The 17,950-nt window shown below is 49.9% G+C and carries 15 protein-coding genes; 11 read left to right on the forward strand and 4 right to left on the reverse strand.

Features of this window, described 5'->3' with window-relative positions:
* Positions 1-139: 139 nt before the first annotated feature.
* Entirely contained in the window at positions 140-463 is a 324-nt protein-coding gene (gene metJ, locus VBY75_RS11595) for a met regulon transcriptional regulator MetJ (RefSeq protein WP_082332159.1), read from the forward strand.
* On the opposite strand, the gene VBY75_RS11600 is transcribed toward metJ, so the two are convergent.
* Together VBY75_RS11600 and rpmE are read right to left on the reverse strand one after the other, a co-directional pair.
* Complete coding sequence (locus VBY75_RS11600) at positions 460-1,704, reverse strand: malic enzyme-like NAD(P)-binding protein (RefSeq protein ID WP_416512627.1); 1,245 nt, start codon at positions 1,702-1,704, stop codon at positions 460-462. The two genes, metJ and VBY75_RS11600, sit on opposite strands and share 4 nt — an antisense overlap.
* A gap of 247 nt (positions 1,705-1,951) precedes the next feature.
* Entirely contained in the window at positions 1,952-2,164 is a 213-nt protein-coding gene (gene rpmE, locus VBY75_RS11605; protein ID WP_054490333.1) for a 50S ribosomal protein L31, read from the reverse strand.
* Between the two features lie 167 nt (positions 2,165-2,331).
* Here rpmE and priA point away from each other — a divergent pair, with 167 nt between their 5' ends.
* The 5 genes from priA to hslU all read left to right on the forward strand — a co-directional run bounded on the left by priA (position 2,332) and on the right by hslU (position 8,945).
* Positions 2,332-4,542, forward strand: coding sequence for a primosomal protein N' (gene priA, locus VBY75_RS11610; RefSeq protein ID WP_222235948.1), 2,211 nt, complete (start codon positions 2,332-2,334; stop codon positions 4,540-4,542).
* Positions 4,543-4,634: 92 nt separating this feature from the next.
* Positions 4,635-6,377 (forward strand): arginine--tRNA ligase, encoded by a 1,743-nt coding sequence (argS, locus tag VBY75_RS11615; protein WP_222235947.1) that lies wholly within the window; start codon positions 4,635-4,637, stop codon positions 6,375-6,377.
* A gap of 6 nt (positions 6,378-6,383) precedes the next feature.
* Positions 6,384-6,950: an SPOR domain-containing protein gene (locus tag VBY75_RS11620; protein ID WP_054490326.1), complete on the forward strand. Its 567-nt coding sequence runs from the start codon at positions 6,384-6,386 to the stop codon at positions 6,948-6,950.
* 83 nt (positions 6,951-7,033) lie between these two features.
* Positions 7,034-7,591, forward strand: a complete 558-nt coding sequence (gene hslV, locus VBY75_RS11625) for an ATP-dependent protease subunit HslV (protein ID WP_054490324.1) — start codon at positions 7,034-7,036, stop codon at positions 7,589-7,591.
* A gap of 1 nt (position 7,592) precedes the next feature.
* Complete coding sequence (hslU, locus tag VBY75_RS11630) at positions 7,593-8,945, forward strand: HslU--HslV peptidase ATPase subunit (protein WP_199495055.1); 1,353 nt, start codon at positions 7,593-7,595, stop codon at positions 8,943-8,945.
* A 10-nt stretch (positions 8,946-8,955) separates the two neighbouring features.
* On the opposite strand, the gene VBY75_RS11635 is transcribed toward hslU, so the two are convergent.
* Positions 8,956-11,028, reverse strand: coding sequence for a putative bifunctional diguanylate cyclase/phosphodiesterase (locus VBY75_RS11635; RefSeq protein ID WP_224798383.1), 2,073 nt, complete (start codon positions 11,026-11,028; stop codon positions 8,956-8,958).
* Between the two features lie 161 nt (positions 11,029-11,189).
* Between VBY75_RS11635 and rraA the strand changes: the two genes are divergently transcribed.
* Together rraA and VBY75_RS11645 are read left to right on the forward strand one after the other, a co-directional pair.
* A complete protein-coding gene (rraA, locus tag VBY75_RS11640) occupies positions 11,190-11,675 on the forward strand; it encodes a ribonuclease E activity regulator RraA (protein ID WP_054490318.1) in 486 nt (161 codons plus the stop codon).
* A gap of 2 nt (positions 11,676-11,677) precedes the next feature.
* Complete coding sequence (locus VBY75_RS11645; RefSeq protein ID WP_199495053.1) at positions 11,678-12,724, forward strand: formimidoylglutamase; 1,047 nt, start codon at positions 11,678-11,680, stop codon at positions 12,722-12,724.
* Here the strand turns inward: VBY75_RS11645 and hutI are convergent.
* Entirely contained in the window at positions 12,675-13,901 is a 1,227-nt protein-coding gene (gene hutI / locus VBY75_RS11650) for an imidazolonepropionase (RefSeq protein ID WP_222235945.1), read from the reverse strand. The two genes, VBY75_RS11645 and hutI, sit on opposite strands and share 50 nt — an antisense overlap.
* A gap of 122 nt (positions 13,902-14,023) precedes the next feature.
* Between hutI and hutC the strand changes: the two genes are divergently transcribed.
* From hutC to hutH, 3 genes are read left to right on the forward strand one after another with little or no spacing between them, the layout of a single operon-like run.
* Positions 14,024-14,725 carry a histidine utilization repressor gene (hutC, locus tag VBY75_RS11655; protein WP_054490313.1) on the forward strand — a complete coding sequence of 234 codons (702 nt, stop codon included), beginning with the start codon at positions 14,024-14,026 and terminating at the stop codon, positions 14,723-14,725.
* A 3-nt stretch (positions 14,726-14,728) separates the two neighbouring features.
* A complete protein-coding gene (gene hutU, locus VBY75_RS11660) occupies positions 14,729-16,405 on the forward strand; it encodes a urocanate hydratase (protein ID WP_222235944.1) in 1,677 nt (558 codons plus the stop codon).
* A 9-nt stretch (positions 16,406-16,414) separates the two neighbouring features.
* Complete coding sequence (hutH, locus tag VBY75_RS11665) at positions 16,415-17,950, forward strand: histidine ammonia-lyase (RefSeq protein WP_222235943.1); 1,536 nt, start codon at positions 16,415-16,417, stop codon at positions 17,948-17,950.

The raw sequence follows: 17,950 nt of genomic DNA on the forward strand, positions 1-17,950 counted from the left end.
CTGCTACTAAGGCTAAAATATTGTCAGACAAATGTCAGCAACTTTTAGCCATCTAGACGGATAAAATTTGACGGGGTCGCTCAGTCGGGTACAATTCATTACAACTTACAGGGTTTTGTCTGACATCAGAGCAATGAATATGAAATGGAACGGCGAATACATTTACCCGTATGCTGAACACGGTCGTAAGAGTCAGCAGGTTAAGAAAGTTACGGTCTCAATTCCTACTCGGGTATTAAAAGTACTGACTGATGAGCGGACCCGTCGCCAAATCAATAATTTGCGTCATGCTACCAACAGCGAACTGCTGTGTGAGGCGTTTTTACACGCTTTTACCGGTCAGCCGCTGCCCGAAGATGAAGACTTGCAAAAATCGAACTCGAATAAAATACCCAAAGCCGTGCGGGAAGAGCTGGAAGCCAGAGGCTTGCCCATCCCCACGGATGACGAATTGGACGATTAATCCTGCATATAATTTTCTGGTAAATCGATTTTCGCCGCGCCGGATTTCACGGCGGCTTCAGCAACGGCGCGAGCCACACGCTGGCACAAGCGTGGGTCGATAGGCTTAGGAATAATGTAGTTGCGGCCGAAGTTTAATTCTTTGACATCGGCTGCTTTTAGCACGGAGTCGGGCACGGGCTCTTTCGCCAACTGGCGAATGGCCTCTACCGCTGCCACCTTCATTTCATCGTTAATGGCTGTTGCCCGCACATCTAATGCTCCGCGGAACATAAAAGGGAAACAGAGTACATTGTTCACCTGGTTCGGATAGTCCGAACGGCCAGTTCCCATAATTAAGTCGTCCCGTGCTGCCATAGCAACTTCCGGTTTAATTTCCGGATCAGGGTTTGAGCAGGCAAAAATAACCGGGTTAGGTGCCATTAGCTTCAGCTCTTCCGGGCTGAGCAGGTCTGGGCCTGAAACGCCAACAAAGATATCAGCACCCTCAATAACATCTTTTAGCGTGCGCTTATCGGTATTGTTAGCGAACAGTTGCTTGTATTCGTTTAAGTCGTCACGGCGGGTGTGAATAACGCCTTTAGAATCGAGCATGTAAATGTGTTCACGCTGTGCACCGCATTTAATCAGAAGCTCCATACAGGCAATTGCTGCTGCGCCGGCACCGAGACAAACAATGCGGGACTCGGCCAGTTTTTTGCCCTGAATTTCCAGCGCGTTAAGCATACCGGCTGCGGTAACAATGGCAGTACCGTGTTGGTCGTCATGGAATACCGGTACATTGCAGCGCTCTATTAAGGCCTGCTCAATTTCAAAACACTCAGGCGCTTTAATGTCTTCTAAGTTAATACCGCCAAAGGTATCAGCAATGTTGGCAACCGTATTGATAAAGTCCTGCGTGGTACGGTGACTGACTTCAATATCAATGGAATCCAGCCCGGCGAAGCGTTTGAACAAAAGCGCTTTACCTTCCATGACCGGTTTTGACGCTAGTGGCCCCAAATTACCCAGACCGAGAATAGCCGTACCGTTGGTAATAACAGCAACCATGTTGCCTTTAGCTGTGTACTTGTAGGCATTGTCCGGGTCTTGCGAGATTTCCCGAACCGGCTCTGCTACGCCCGGGCTGTAGGCCAGCGCTAAATCTTTACTGGTTTCAGCAGGGGTGGTGAGTTCAACGGAAATTTTACCCGGGGTCGGGTATTGATGGTAATCCAGTGCCTGTTGGCGAAAGTCTGTCATGCGGTGATACCTGAGTCTGGTGATCAGAATGCCGATCAGTCTATCGCTTTTGTGCTAATAAACAAATCTTACCTCCGCCTTTGAGGGTAATGAGGTGAATGAAATTTCCAATGTGTTTAAAAGTACACCAGTTAACTTTTCTTTAACAATAGGCCGCTTAGCGAAACAGGCACAAAAAAAGGCACTGTTTAGCGCCTTTTTCTTAAAATCTGCTGTTAAGCAGCGTTTTCTATAAGTTTTCTTAGGCTTATTTCTTGCCCAGAGCACCAAAACGCTTCTTAAATTTGTCAACACGACCACCAGTGTCCATTACACGCTGCTTACCAGTGTAGAACGGGTGGCACTCTGAACATACGTCCAGGTGAAGATCTTCTGAGCGGGTTGAACGCGTTTCGAACGTGTGACCGCAAGAACAGCTGACTTTTAAAGTCTCGTACTTAGGATGAATACCTTGTTTCATGGGGTTACCTCAGTTATGGGCCGCATCGCCATTCGATCCAAAGCCGAACACCATGCGCAAAAAAACATCAATGAATTAAGAGCCGCGCATTTTATGTGATCCTGAGCCTGTGATCAAGCAGAATCTGCTGCCTTGTATTCTGCGCGGTAGCGTTCCAGAATAGAGCCATGAAGCAAGCCAACACCGGCAATGAACGACGTTATAAAGTCGCTCTGCCGTTACCTCTTCGACAAACCTATGATTATCTGTGCAAAAGTGCTGAGCCGCTGCCGCAGGGAGTGCGCGTGCGCGTGCCATTTGGTCAGCGCCAGTTAGTCGGCTATGTGGTTACTGAAGCCAATGACGAGCCGCCAACGTTTGAGCTGAAGTCGGTTTCGTCGGTATTGGATGAGCAACGACTGTGGCCGGATGATATTTGGCAACTGGTTCGCTGGTCTTCCGATTATTACCACCACTCGCTGGGGGATGTTGCTGCCAATAGCCTGCCGGTTTTGTTGCGCAAAGGCGATGCGCCGGAATACCTGACTGAAACTTTTTATGCGTTGACTGACTTAGGCCTTGCTCAGTCTATTAACGACTTGAAAGGGGCGGCGCGACAACAGCAAGTGCTGGCGGCGCTGAAACATAAGCCGCTCAGGCGCAGCGACTTAACCGACATAGGTGTGACCTCGGCCGTGCTTCGTACCCTGCAGGATAAAGGCTGGATTGAGGTGCGTGAGCAGGCACCGGCAAAGCCACAAAGCTGGCAGCAGAAGCCATCGGTATTAAGAGAACAGGGTCATGAATTAAATACCGAGCAGGCAGTAGCGGTTTCAACCATTAACCAGCAACAGAAGCACAGTACGCTATTGCTGGAAGGCGTTACCGGCAGTGGTAAGACTGAAGTCTACTTACAGGCTATGCAACCGGTACTGGAACGTGGTGAACAGGTTTTAGTGCTGGTGCCTGAAATTGGCCTCACCCCGCAAACCCTGCAGCGCTTTAAAGAACGCTTTGACGCGCCGGTGGTGATGCTGCACTCCGGTATGAGCGACAGAGAGCGATTGAATACCTGGCTGGATGCTAAGCACGGGCATGCAGCGATTATTATCGGTACCCGTTCGGCGGTGTTTACGCCTTGCCAGAAGCTCGGTCTTATTGTGGTTGATGAAGAACATGACCTTTCGTATAAGCAACAAGATGGTTTCCGTTATCATGCCCGGGATATTGCTATTAAACGGGCGTCGTTGCTGAATATACCGCTGGTATTAGGCAGTGCTACCGCGTCGCTGGAAACCTTAAACAATGCGGTAAACAAACGCTTTCACTGGCTTAAGCTGGGGCAGCGCGCTGGTGGCGCGCAAATGGTTAAACACGAGCTTATTGACCTTAAGCAGCAACCGATAAAAGCGGGCATCTCCAAAGCACTACGGGAACAAATTCAGGTAGAAATTGAGCGCGGTAATCAGGTGCTGTTGTTTTTGAATCGTCGTGGCTTTGCCCCTGCGTTAATGTGTCATGAATGTGGTTGGCTGGCCCAGTGTCATCGCTGTGACGCTTATTATACCGTGCATAAGACGCACCAGCAGCTGCAGTGCCACCATTGTGGGAGTCAGCAGCGGATACCACGTCAATGCGGCTCCTGCGGCTCGCCGCAGATGATTTCTCATGGTGTGGGCACTGAGCAGCTCGAGCATAGTCTGAAAGAGATGTTTCCTGGCCGCGGGGTACTGCGCATTGACCGGGACTCAACCCGCCGCAAAGGCCAGTTAGACGACTACCTGCAAAAAGCCACAAATAATGAGTATCCTTTGCTGGTCGGCACGCAGATGCTGGCAAAGGGCCATCACTTTCCTAACGTGACTTTAGTGGCGCTGCTGGATGTCGACGGTGCGCTTTACAGCGCTGACTTTCGGGCTGCAGAGCGTTTAGGCCAGCTTTATACTCAGGTGGCCGGTCGCGCAGGGCGTGAGCACAAAGCCGGTAAAGTGGTGCTGCAAACCCACCATCCGGAGCATGATTTAATTCAGGATTTGCTCAATAACGGCTATTCGCATTTCGCACTGACGGCTTTAGCCGAACGCCAACAAAGTGAGCTGCCGCCGTTTTCTTATTTAGCTCTGTTCAGGGCTGAGGCGACAGACAGAGACTCTGTCGTGCAGGCCATGACCCAAATTCAGCAGTTGATGCCGCAGGTTGATGGTGCGTTTTTACTGGGGCCAATGCCTGCCTTAATGGAGCGTAAAGCTGGTCGTTACCGCTATCAATTGCTGTTACATTGTCAGTCACGGAAATTACGTTTTCAGTTAATTGAGCACTTGCTGCCGCAGATTAACGCCTTGCCGTTATTGAAAAAAGTACGCTGGTCGCTGGATATCGATCCGCAAGACTTCAGCTGATTAACAACTAAGCGGTTTTTTTTATCGGGCGTAGCGATTAAACTAAGCGCTTTGAATTTCCTCTTCGATTTTTCATACAGGTAGTCGCATTAATGAAAGAACAACTTGAACAGTTACTGGCCGAAGCCATTGGTCAACTTAAAGCACAGGGGAAAATCCCTGCGGATCACCCAGTAAAGATTCAGTTGGATCGCCCTCGCGACAAATCGCACGGTGACTTTGCGACGAACCTGGCACTTATGTTGGCAAAGCCGGCAAAGTCGAACCCGCGTCAGTTGGCTGAAGCTATTGTTGATGCGGTCCCGGAGAACTCTCTGCTGTCGAAAATGGATATTGCCGGACCGGGCTTTATTAATTTCACTATTTCGCAGGACCAGCTGAAAGATCAGTTAACGGCGATGCTAAACAGTGACCGCCTGAATACCGATGTTGCTCACCAAAGCAAAACCATTGTCATTGACTACTCGTCGCCTAACCTGGCGAAAGAAATGCACGTCGGCCATTTACGTTCTGCCATTATTGGTGATGCCGTGTCCCGCGTGTGCGAGTTTTTAGGTCATAAAGTGGTTCGCCAAAACCACGTGGGCGACTGGGGTACACAGTTCGGTATGCTTTTGGCTTACATGGAAGCGCTGGATAACCAGTCGGCAGAATATGAACTGAGCAACCTGGAAACCTTTTATAAAGCAGCCAAGCAGCGTTTTGACGACAGCGAAGAGTTCGCTGACCGTGCTCGACAGCTGGTGGTAAAACTGCAGTCGGGCGACGAATACTGCCTGAAGCTGTGGAATCAATTTATTGATGTATCACTCAGCCATTGCCAGGAAGTTTATGATCGTTTGGGCGTTAAGCTGACCCGTGATGACGTGATGGCAGAAAGTGCCTACAACGACAAGTTACCGGGTGTCATCGAGCACCTGCGTGAAAAAGGTTTGCTGACCGAAGATCAGGGCGCGCAGTGCGTGTTCCTGGAAGAGTACAAAGGTAAAGAAGGCGAACCGCTGCCAATTATTGTGCAGAAAAAAGGCGGTGGTTATCTGTATGCCACCACCGATTTAGCCGCCATTGAATACCGTCAGAAAGTATTAGGCGGTGACCACTTAATGTATTTTGTAGACGCCCGTCAGGCACTGCATTTTGACCAAATTTTTACCCTGGCGCGTAAAGCAGGCTTTGTTGAGGGTGAGATACAGCTAGACCATTACGGTTTTGGTACGGTGATGGGCAAAGACGGAAAACCTTACAAAAGCCGTGACGGGGGTGTGACTAAACTGGCTGATTTATTAGATGAAGCCGAACGCCGCGCACTCGAGTTGCTTCAGCAGAAAACGACCGACTTAACAGACGAGCAGCAGAAACGCGTTGCTGAAGTGGTGGGTATTAGCTCGGTGAAGTATGCCGACTTGTCGAAAAACCGTACCAGTGACTACATTTTTGACTGGAATCACATGCTGACCTTTGAAGGCAATACAGCGCCTTACCTGCTTTATGCTTACACCCGTGTGAACAGCATTTTTGACCGACTCGGCGATACCGCTTTTGACCGTGATGCAGACATTATTCTTAATGACGAGCGTGAGCTGGCACTTGCGAACCAGCTGGTGCGTTTTAATGAAGTGCTGCATCAGGTTCAGGATAAAGCCATGCCGCACTTCTTATGCGGCTATCTGTTTGATCTGGCCGGGCGTTTTTCCAGCTTTTACGAAGCCTGCCCTATTTTGAATCAGGAAGATGAAGCCCTTCGTAACAGCCGCCTGAAGTTGTCGATGTTAACGGCTAACGTGCTGAAGCAAGGCCTGGATTTGCTGGGCATTCCAACCCTGGAGAAGATGTAACGCACTATGGATTACGCGAATCGTAAGCCAAAATCGCCGAAACGTAAGCCGGCTAAGAAAAAGGGAAGCAATAAAAAGCAGCAACGTGGCGCAAAACCTGTTGGTGAACGTAAAGCTGTCCCCTGGTTCGTGGTTATTATTGCCATTGGCTTAATCGCCTTATTTACTTATATTCTGGTGCAAATTAGCGGTAAGTCCGAGGAAGTTGAGCAACCGCATGTGCAGCAACCACCGGCCGATCTGTTGCCGGAAAAGTCGGCCGAACGCTGGCGTTATATTGAAGAGCTGGAAAGCAAAGAAGTGGAAGTGGATGTACCCGAACGCGAAGTGGGTCCACCTAAGCTTATGCAATGTGGCTCTTTTCGTCAGCAGGCTGACGCAGAAAGGCTGCGTGCGCAAATTGCTATGGCGGGTCTGGAATCTCAGGTTAGAGCAACGGACGGCAGTAATGGTCTTTGGTACCGGGTTATTTTAGGGCCTTATGAAACAAAACGTGACGCCGAACGTGATCGTCATAAACTGCAGCGGAATCAGGTGTTTGGTTGCGCAATTTGGAACTGGAACATTGATTAATCCATACCCACCATTGAAAAACACGATATAGACCCTCAAATACTTGTCATTGATGTCACAAAGACAAAAAAGAGGGTCTTGATTTGACTACTATCGTATCTGTTCGCCGCGGCGATAAAGTTGTAATTGGCGGAGACGGCCAGGTTTCCTTAGGTAATACCGTAATGAAAGGCAATGCACGTAAAGTGCGTCGTCTTTACCACGACAAAGTGCTGGCAGGTTTTGCCGGCGGAACCGCTGACGCTTTCACACTGTTCGAACGCTTTGAATCCAAACTTGAGCAACATCAGGGCAACCTGATGCGTGCTGCTGTGGAACTGGCAAAAGACTGGCGTACTGACCGGGCGCTGCGTCGGTTAGAAGCTCTGTTGGCAGTGGCTGATAAGGAAACCTCACTGATTATAACGGGTAACGGCGACGTTGTTCAGCCTGAGAATGACCTTATAGCTATTGGCTCGGGTGGTCCTTTTGCTCAGTCAGCGGCAAGAGCGTTGCTGGAAAACACCGACTTGAATGCCCGCGACATTGTGCAAAAAGCATTAACTATAGCGGGTGATATTTGCGTATATACGAACGGCAATCAGACCATTGAAGAAGAAGAGTCTATTGCTGAAGACAAAACAAAGCAGGGGAAAGAATAAGATGTCTGAGATGACCCCAAGAGAAATTGTTGACGAATTAAACCGACACATTATTGGCCAGGATAAAGCCAAACGCGCTGTTGCCGTTGCTTTGCGTAATCGCTGGCGCCGCATGCAGCTGGACGATGAACTGCGTCAGGAAGTGACGCCAAAGAATATCTTAATGATTGGCCCAACGGGTGTTGGTAAAACGGAAATAGCCCGTCGCCTGGCAAAATTGGCAAAGGCACCGTTCATTAAAGTAGAAGCCACTAAGTTCACCGAAGTTGGCTATGTGGGTAAAGAGATAGAGTCTATTGTTAAGGACTTGACCGATGTAGCAGTGAAGCAAACTCGTGAAGAGATGATGCAAAAGGTACGTTACCGCGCTGAAGAAGCGGCGGAAGAGCGTATTCTGGATGTACTGTTGCCTCCGGCGAAGAAGTCGTCCTCCGGTTGGGCTCAACAACAGGAAGAAACACCTGAAAACGATGATCAGCGCGGCACACGTCAGGTATTCCGTAAGAAGCTGCGCGAAGGCCAGTTAGACGACAAAGAAATTGAAATTGATTTAGCTATGCCACAAATGGGTGTTGAAATCATGGCACCACCGGGCATGGAAGAGATGACGTCGCAACTGCAGAATATGTTCCAGAACATGGGCAACGATAAAACCAAAGCCCGTAAGATGCGTATCAAAGACGCCTACAAACAACTGGTCGAAGAAGAAGCGGCGAAATTGCTGAACCCAGATGAAGTCAAAGAAGCAGCGATTGAATCGGTTGAGCAAAACGGCATTGTCTTTTTAGATGAAATTGACAAGATTTGTAAGCGCGGTGATACCAGCGGACCGGATGTTTCACGCGAGGGTGTGCAGCGTGACCTGCTGCCTTTGGTTGAAGGTACAACGGTGAACACCAAGCATGGCATGATAAAGACCGACCATATTCTGTTCATTGCCTCTGGTGCATTCCAGATGAGTAAGCCATCGGATCTTATTCCGGAGCTTCAGGGTCGTTTGCCGATTCGGGTAGAACTGGAAGCGCTGACCAGCGGCGACTTTGTTCGCATTCTGACAGAGCCTAGTGCTTCACTGACGACGCAATACCATGCGTTACTGAACACGGAAGGCGTGGAGGTTAACTTTACCGAAGAGGGCATTCAGCGCATAGCTGAAGTTGCATTCCATGTGAATGAGACGACCGAGAATATCGGAGCTCGCCGGCTGCACACCGTGCTTGAGCGCTTGATGGAAGAAATTTCCTTCCATGCAACAGACCACAACGGTGAGAAGCTGACCGTAGACGCAGATTACGTCAACGAACATGTTGGTGAGTTGTCGCAGGACGAAGACTTAAGTCGCTTCATCCTGTAATACATTACCGTTAAAAAGCCGTTGCAAACTCCCCGGGAGGCAGCGGCTTTTTATTGCTCTGAATTTGACGTTCAATAAATTGTTCGGCGAATTGCAGGCGCATTGGCGGCGAATAGAAATAGCCCTGCATCATGTCACAACCCAGTTTCTGCAACATATCCTGCTGTTCTTCGGTCTCAATTCCTTCAGCAATCACTCGTTTTCCTAAACCATGAGACAAGCGGATCATGGCTTTTAAAATGGTCGCGTCGTTATTATTTTGCTGAAGTTCGCTGATGAAACTTCGGTCAATTTTAATTTTGTTAATAGGCAAGGACCGTAAATAAGCCAGAGAAGAATGTCCTGTACCAAAGTCGTCGATGGATATACCAAAGCCCATCTCCCGCAAACGTTGAATGACACTCATGCCATTATGCAAGTCAGACATAGCGACATTTTCAGTAATTTCTAATTCCAGCCATTCCGGCGAGATACCGTAGTCTTCCTGCAGCCGCTGCATTTTTTCAATCAACTGGAAATGCTGAAACTGAGGTGCAGAGAGGTTTACCGCAATTGGCCAGCATACGCCAAACTTTTGTTGCCAGGAGCTAAGAATCGCAGCGGCCTGATTCAGCACCCAGTCATCTAAATCGGTAGAAAGGCCGAGTTGTTCTATGTAAGGCAGGAACTCTGCCGGACTCAGCAAGCCCCGTTCGGGGTGTTGCCAGCGTATGAGGGCTTCAAACCCACAAAGCTGCTGATGGTCGAAGTCGAACTGAGGCTGAAGGTACAAAGTGAATTCATTTTCTTGCATTGCCTTACGAAGCACTGGCTCCATATCAACCAGATAGGAGTACATTTCGTCCATGCCGCGCTCATAAAAGGTTATGGTGGGCTGGTGCGACTGCTTGGCCTGAGTTAAACCTATGGTTGCCTTATTGAGCAAGACTTCCGATCGGCTGCCGTGCTGAGGGTAGCGCGAAATACCAATGCCTACTGCAATATTTACGGTTTTCTCGCCAATATCAATGGGCAGGGTCAATGCTTCCTGAAGTTCTGTGGCTAAGTCTTGTATCAGGCTTCGGTTCTTTAAGTGGTCAAAAGCAATAGCAAAAACGTCACCGCTGATACGTGAAACAGTGAGGGGCTGCTTAGTAAAATTTTGCAGGCGGCGGGCAATTTCCTTTAGAACCTGGTCACCGCCGCGAATACCGATATTTTCGTTCACCACTTTAAAACGGCTGACACCAATTAGCATCATGGTTAAGTGGCGATTGTTGCTACGGCAATATTCAATAAATAACGGAATTTTACTGACCAGTTGATCGCGGTTAGAAACCCCTGTCAGAGCGTCATGAGTGTGAAGATATTCGGCGCGTTGAATAGCGCGCACTGCGGTATTGCGCTCTGACTCCAGCAGCCAAATAATGACGCCAACAATAACAACGGCAATGATAATAACCGTTAACAGAGCCTGGAAACTTAAAACCCAGTCGATGGCGTTGGCTGATAACGAGAACATTCCGGCCAGCACCAGAAAGTTTTTAATGCCAATACTCAGAAAACCACCTGATACTAACTTGGGGCCGATACCTGCGCCTAGCCTACGCCACATGAAAAAGCCGATAGCAATAAGCGCTAAGCCTGTGACTAAAAAGCGCATAAACCCGGCATTGGGGGTGCTGCCGACAGAGCTGATAGTTGGCTCCAGCCAGAAGTAGGAGATAACCCCACCAATGAGTGAAACGGCGTAAGCAATATACTGCCAGTATTTTTGTGGTTTGCTGTTAAAGGCGGCACAGGACGCCCCCAAAGCAATAAAGCAAATTGCCAGGTACTGGAAGGTTAAGGCAATGCCTTGTAAGCCGCCGGACCAGTTAAGTGCAGACTCGGGTGCAACCATTGCGCTGCCTGCAAGAAAGGCGCGAATTAACTCACTGGGGCCAAAGGCAAAGCAGGCAAAAGACCAGTAACTTAAGTAGTCACGTCGATAATAACGGTGATAATACATAAGCAGCGACGCGAAACCGATAAGAAAAACGGCTTGTATGGCGTGCGCAAAGGTCTCTATTGCCAGACTTGTCATTAGGTCAAGCTGCGGCATGAAAATAGCGATTCACTTTATTATTATTATAGTTAGTTAGATTAAACGGGTTTTTATTCTATAATTCAAGGGTTTCGTTACCTCTGTCGGGCTTACTTTTGTCCTTGCCGGATAGCAGGTATACTGCCAGTCACTGCTATAGCAACGTCAGGAACACAATCATGGAATACAACACTTCAGAACTTTGCGATTTATACCCCGATATGGTCGATGTGGTTGAGCCCATGTTTGAGTCTTATGGAGGCCGTAGCTCTTTCGGCGGTCGTCTGGTTATCATTAAATGCCACGAAGACAAAGGGCTCATTGAAGAAACGGTGGCGGCAGACGGTGGCGGCAAAGTATTGCTGATAGATGGTGGTGGCTCGGCACGTCGTGCTCTGCTTGATGCTGCTATAGCTGAACAAGCTATGGATAACGACTGGGAAGGCATTGTCTGTTATGGGGCTGTGCGCGAAGTTGATGCGCTGGAAGAACTGGACATTGGTATTCTTGGCGTAGCTTCTATTCCTGTGGGGGCAATTAGTGAAGGTGTGGGTGAAGTGAATGTGCCGGTTAACTTTGGCGGCGTCACCTTTTTACCCGATGATCATCTCTACATTGATACCACCGGCGTCATCTTGTCTCCGGAACCACTAGATATTGAATAACTATGAGTGAGATTTCTTTTTTAGAATTAACCGATCCGGCTAAATGGGTAACGGTGCGCGAGCAGGAAACAAAAATTGGTCAGGCTATTCGGGTTCTTTCTGAGCAGGGAACTTATGAAGAAAGCCTGGCTGCAGCCTGGGAAGACGGCCAACGCGTAGCTTTAGTGGGAGTTCCGGAAAGTATTGGCGTGCGCGCGAATCTTGGGCGGGCAGGTGCCGACGATGGCTGGCAGTCCTTTCTCAAGAGCTTTTTGAACCTGCAGAAAACCGGCTTGCTTTCTACCCATGAATTGTTGCTGATTGGTGCTGTTAATTGTGATGATTTGAATGAAAAAGCTGAGGAGCTGGATACTTCGAACCCGCATGAACTAGCGACGTTACGCGAACTTTGCGCACAGGTCGATGCGCGGGTGGAAAAGGTGCTGACGCCGCTGTTCGAGCAAGGCTTTGAAGTCATTGTTATTGGTGGTGGTCACAATAACGCGTATCCACTATTGAAGAGCCTGCATAAAGTGACCGGTGAAGCCTGTGGAGCCGTGAATTTAGACCCGCATGCAGACTTTCGCCCGCGCGAGGGTCGCCACTCTGGTAATGGCTTTAGCTATGCCTATATGGAAGGCGCGCTGGAGTTTTATCATATTGTTGGTCTGCATCAGGGGAAAAACTCCGCCAGCAGTCTTCGCCAGTTGCAGGACGCAGGAATGCGTTACCATACGCTGCACCGCTTGTACGAGCGCCCATTTACTGAAGTGATGGACGAAGTGGTGGCAAAAGCGGTGTCCTGGCAACGTCCACTGGGCATTGAGGTTGACGTGGATGCCTTAAACGCTGTGCCTGCCAGTGCGGTGAATTATGTTGGCTTGAGTCTTGGACAAGGCTTTCAGTACGTTAAGCGACTGGCAGAGGTTAGCGAGGCACGTTACCTGCACCTTGCCGAAGCCGCACCGTCATTATGCAGTGCGGGCTTCGATGAAGGCATGAAAATTTGCGGACAGCTGCTTAGTGAGCTGACCACGGCTTACTTACACGGTCGTGAGCGACGCCGTTAAACCACAAGGTTTTTAGCGGGTTTACGCCAAATTGGTAAGTGAGCTCAGCGGCGTCCTGACAATTCCATAGCGCTAAATCTGCGTAACAGCCTTCGGCAATAACGCCCCGCTTCTGTTCACCTAAGGCTTTGGCAGCATTAACTGTTACCCCGCGCAAGCATTCTTCCGGTGTCATGTGGAAGAAGGTAGCGGCCATTTGCAGCATTAACGGTAGGTTGTGAATAGGCGAAGAGCCCGGGTTTGCATCGGTGGCAATGGCCATGGGAACGCCGTGTTTTCTCAGTAATTCAACCGGCGGCTTTTGGGTATCGCGCAGAAAATAGAATGCGCCCGGCAATAACACCGCCACTGTGCCATTTTCGGCCATGGCTTTAACGCCTTCCTCGTCTAGCTGTTCAAGATGATCAGCAGATAACGCCTGATATTCCGCGGCCAGCTTGGCACCTTGCTGATTAGTAATTTGTTCGGCATGAAGCTTAATAGGAAGTCTTAACTTTTTAGCTGCTTCAAACACTTTTTCAGTTTGGGCCGGGCTGAACCCAATGCTTTCACAAAAAGCGTCAACAGCATCGACCAGCCCTTCGTTCGCCAGAGTCGGCAGAATGTTTTGGATAATTTCATCAATATAGCCGTCGGCGTTATCCTTGAACTCTGGCGGCACGGCATGCGCTGCCAGTAGCGTGGTCTTTATGTTCACCGGCAACTGTTCGGCTAACTGACGCGCTACGGTTAACTGTTTGCGCTCGTTTTCTAAGTCCAGCCCGTAACCGGATTTCACTTCAATGCTGGTGACGCCTTGTGACATGAGCGTTTCTGCGCGCTCTAAAGCTAATTTAAGCAGCTTTTCCTGTGAAGCTTCGCGAGTGGACTTGACGGTGCTTTTAATGCCGCCGCCCTGCTCGGCAATTTCCTGATAGCTGGCGCCATGCAAACGTTGAGCAAATTCGTTAGCCCGCGAACCTGCCCATACCAGATGGGTATGGCAGTCGATTAACCCAGGGGTCAGCAAACCGCCGTTACCGTCAATGACTTCCGCCGTGGGAGTGGCGGGAGCGTCAAAGGCTGCACCTACAAATTCAATTTTTCCTTTATTGATAATGACTGTAGCGTCGTGGATCAGACCATAGCCCTGATCATCGTTCATTGTTGCTGCGTTGATGTTTTCTATACGTTGCATAGCAGTCCTTAAAGGTGAGTTCTGATAAAAGAATAGCAAAAGTAACTTGTATAGACAATTATTCTGGACTAGACTTTTACCCTCAAAAGTACCGTGTCATATCATTCATTGTTGGGGTCGGGATGAATAAATTCTCAAAGATAAAACAGCACATTTATCTGAAGATAGAGTCCGGTGAGTGGCCTGAAAACCACCCTGTCAGTTCGGAAAACGCATTATCGACGCAGTTCTCGGTCAGTCGTATGACGGCTCGCAGAGCCTTGCAGGAGCTTGCGGATGAAGGTCTGGTGATAAGAACGCAGGGGTCCGGCACTTACGTTGCCCCCATCAAGTCGCAAACCTCGTTTATGGCCATTCGCAATATTGCCGATGAGGTGCGTTCGCGCGGACACGATTACCGCGCCAAGGTGCATTTGCTAAAAGAACAGCCGGCAAGCGCTCAAATTGCGGAAGCACTGGAGCTGGAAGAAGGGAATCCGGTTTTTCATTCGCTGATCACCCACTATGAAAATGACCAGCCGGTTCAGCTTGAAGAGCGTTTTGTGAATCCGAAGCTGGTACCCGATTATCTTAAGCAGGACTACAGTAAGGTCACTCCGCATGAATATTTATGCGTAGTCAGTCCGCTAACCGAAGCCAGTCATCAAATTGAAGCCATTCTGCCGGTCAGCACGATATGCCAATACTTAAATATCGACCGTCACGAACCTTGTCTCAGAATTTTGCGCCGTACCTGGAGCTCAGGCGGTGTGGTCACCTTTGCCACACTGACTCACCCTGGCTCCCGGTTTAAGTTAGGCGGCCATTTAACCTTTAAGGAGTAAGTCATGTCATTCACCCGTTTGGATAAAAGTCGCAAAATAAGCGCACCTCATGGAACCGAGCTAACCACCTGTAACTGGCAGGTAGAAGCTGCAAAGCGGATGCTAATGAACAACCTGGATGACGAAGTTGCCGAACACCCACAGGCACTGGTCGTTTATGGTGGTATTGGGCGTGCTGCGCGCAGCTGGGAATGCTATGACAAAATTATTGAAACTTTAGAGCGCCTGAAGCCAAACGAATCTCTGTTGATTCAGTCGGGTAAACCGGTGGGTGTATTTCCGACTCATGAAGACGCGCCGCGTGTATTGATTGCAAACTCTAACCTGGTGCCCGAATGGGCAACATGGGAGCATTTTAACGAGCTCGATAAAAAAGGCCTGATGATGTACGGGCAGATGACTGCGGGTTCATGGATTTACATTGGCTCGCAAGGCATTGTGCAGGGCACTTATGAAACCTTTGGCGCCGTTTCGCGTCAGCACTTCGACGGCGACGCTAAAGGTAAGTGGGTACTTACTGGTGGTCTTGGAGGCATGGGCGGAGCTCAGCCGTTGGCGGCCACCATGGCCGGTTTTTGCATGTTAGCGGTGGAGTGTGATGAGTCGCGCATCGATTTCCGTTCGCGCACCGGCTATGTGGATCATAAAGCCACCAACCTGGACGATGCGTTAAAGCTGATTAACGACGCCATGGAAAAGGGCGAAGCCATTTCAGTGGGCTTACTGGGTAACGCCGCTGACGTTTATTCTGAATTGCAGCAACGCGGTGTCACACCGGATGTGGTGACTGACCAAACGTCTGCCCACGACCCTCTGCACGGTTACTTGCCACAAGGCTGGACGCTGGAGGAGTATAAAGAGCAGCAGGAAAGCGACCCCAGTGGCACGGTAACCGCCGCGAAAGAATCTATGGCGGTACAGGTTCGCGCTATGCTGCACTTCCAGAAAGAAGGCGCAGCTGTACTGGATTACGGCAACAATATTCGTCAGATGGCCAAAGACGTTGGCGTTGATAACGCCTTTGACTTCCCGGGTTTTGTCCCCGCTTATATCCGTCCGCTGTTCTGCGAAGGTATTGGTCCATTCCGCTGGGTGGCGCTTTCGGGTGATCCGGAAGACATTTACAAGACCGACCAGAAAGTCAAAGAGCTGATTCCGGACAACGAGCACTTACACAACTGGCTGGATATGGCCAAAGAACGCATTAGCTTCCAGGGCTTGCCGTCACGTATTTGCTGGATTGGCCTTAAAGACCGCGCCCGCATTGCTCGTGCGTTTAACGACATGGTTAAAAGCGGTGAGTTAAAAGCTCCTGTGGTTATTGGTCGTGACCATTTGGATTCCGGCTCAGTTGCCAGCCCTAACCGCGAAACCGAAGCGATGCAGGACGGCTCTGATGCGGTATCGGACTGGCCCCTGCTGAATGCGTTGCTGAATACAGCCGGCGGCGCGACCTGGGTCAGCCTGCACCATGGTGGTGGCGTAGGTATGGGTTATTCACAGCACGCTGGTGTGGTGATTGTGGCCGATGGTACCGAAGAAGCCGACAAGCGCTTAAGCCGGGTGCTGTGGAACGACCCGGGCACAGGCGTTATGCGTCATGCTGATGCCGGATACGATATTGCGAAAAACTGCGCCCGTGAACAAGGGCTTGATTTACCGATGCTGGATACGAAGTAAGGAGGTTGCATGAGTCATTTTGAATTACAGCCAGGACAGTTGCAGTTAAGCGAACTGCGCCACTGGTTTTATCAGCATCAGACGCTAAAGCTTTCTGATGAAGCGAAAGACAACATTGCGACTTCGGCAAAAACCGTTGCGGATGTACTGGAGCAAGGGCGAGTGGTTTACGGTATTAATACCGGTTTTGGACTACTGGCGAATACACGTATTCCACCAGAACGTTTGACTGATTTACAGCGCCGCATTGTGTTGTCGCACGCCGCCGGCACCGGTGACTTAATGGAAGACGCCGTGGTGCGTTTAATGTTGTTGTTGAAAATTAACTCTCTGTCGCGCGGGTTTTCTGGTGTGCGTCCGGTGTTGGTTGATGCGTTGATTAAACTGTTGAACGCCGAGGTGTATCCCTGCATACCGGAAAAAGGTTCCGTAGGCGCATCTGGTGATTTAGCCCCGTTAGCGCACATGGTATTGCCGTTAGTAGGCGAAGGTACGGTGCGCCATAATGGCGAGGTGCTAAACGCTAAAGAAGGTCTGAAAATAGCGGGCATTGAGCCTTTTGAACTTGCGCCGAAAGAAGGTCTGGCCTTATTAAACGGCACTCAGGCATCAACCGCACTGGCATTGGCAGGTTTGTTCCGAATTGAACGTAACTTCCATGCCGCCATTGTGGTGGGTGCGACTTCTGTGGAAGCCGCTATGGGCTCTCGGGCGCCATTTGACGAACGTGTACACGCTGTGCGAGGACAGCCGGGGCAAATTAAAGCGGCGGAAATGCTGCGTCACGTGCTGACTGACAGTTCTGAAATTGCCAAAGACCACGAAGACTGCGAGAAAGTGCAGGATCCGTATTCTCTGCGTTGTCAGCCTCAGGTAATGGGTGCAGTATTAGACCAAATTGAGCATGCCTCGGGCATTCTGGTACGCGAAGCTAACGGTGTTACTGACAACCCACTGGTATTCAGCGAAGAGCAGGACATTATTTCCGGTGGTAACTTCCACGCCGAACCTGTTGCTATGGCGGCGGATATTCTGGCCATTGCAGCGAGCGAAATTGGCGCTTTGTCAGAGCGTCGGAGTGCGCTGCTGATAGACAGCCATTTAAGCAAATTGCCGGCGTTTTTGGTGAATGACGGTGGGGTTAATTCGGGCTTTATGCTGGCGCAGGTTACTGCCGCGGCATTGGCGTCAGAGAATAAAACTCTCGCGCATCCTGCCTCGGTGGATAGCCTGCCAACCTCTGCTAACCAGGAAGACCATGTGTCGATGGCAACCTTTGCAGCACGCCGGTTAACGGACATTGCTAAGAACGTCAGCGACATTATTGCTATTGAGTGGTTAGAAGCGGCGCAGGGTCTGGATTTCCGTCGTCCTTTAAAAGGTGCGGCTGCGGTTGAAACGGCCTTTAACTGTCTGCGTGAGCAAGTGGCGTATTATGCGGAAGACCGCTTCTTTGCACCGGATATTAAAGCCGCCAGTGACCTGATTCAAAATGGCGAGTTAGCGGCAGTGGTGCAACTACCGCATATTTTGTCTGAAGTGTAA

The sequence above is a fragment of the Idiomarina sp. HB genome (assembly GCF_048059115.1).
GTDB classification, from domain to species: Bacteria; Pseudomonadota; Gammaproteobacteria; order Enterobacterales; family Alteromonadaceae; genus Idiomarina; species Idiomarina abyssalis.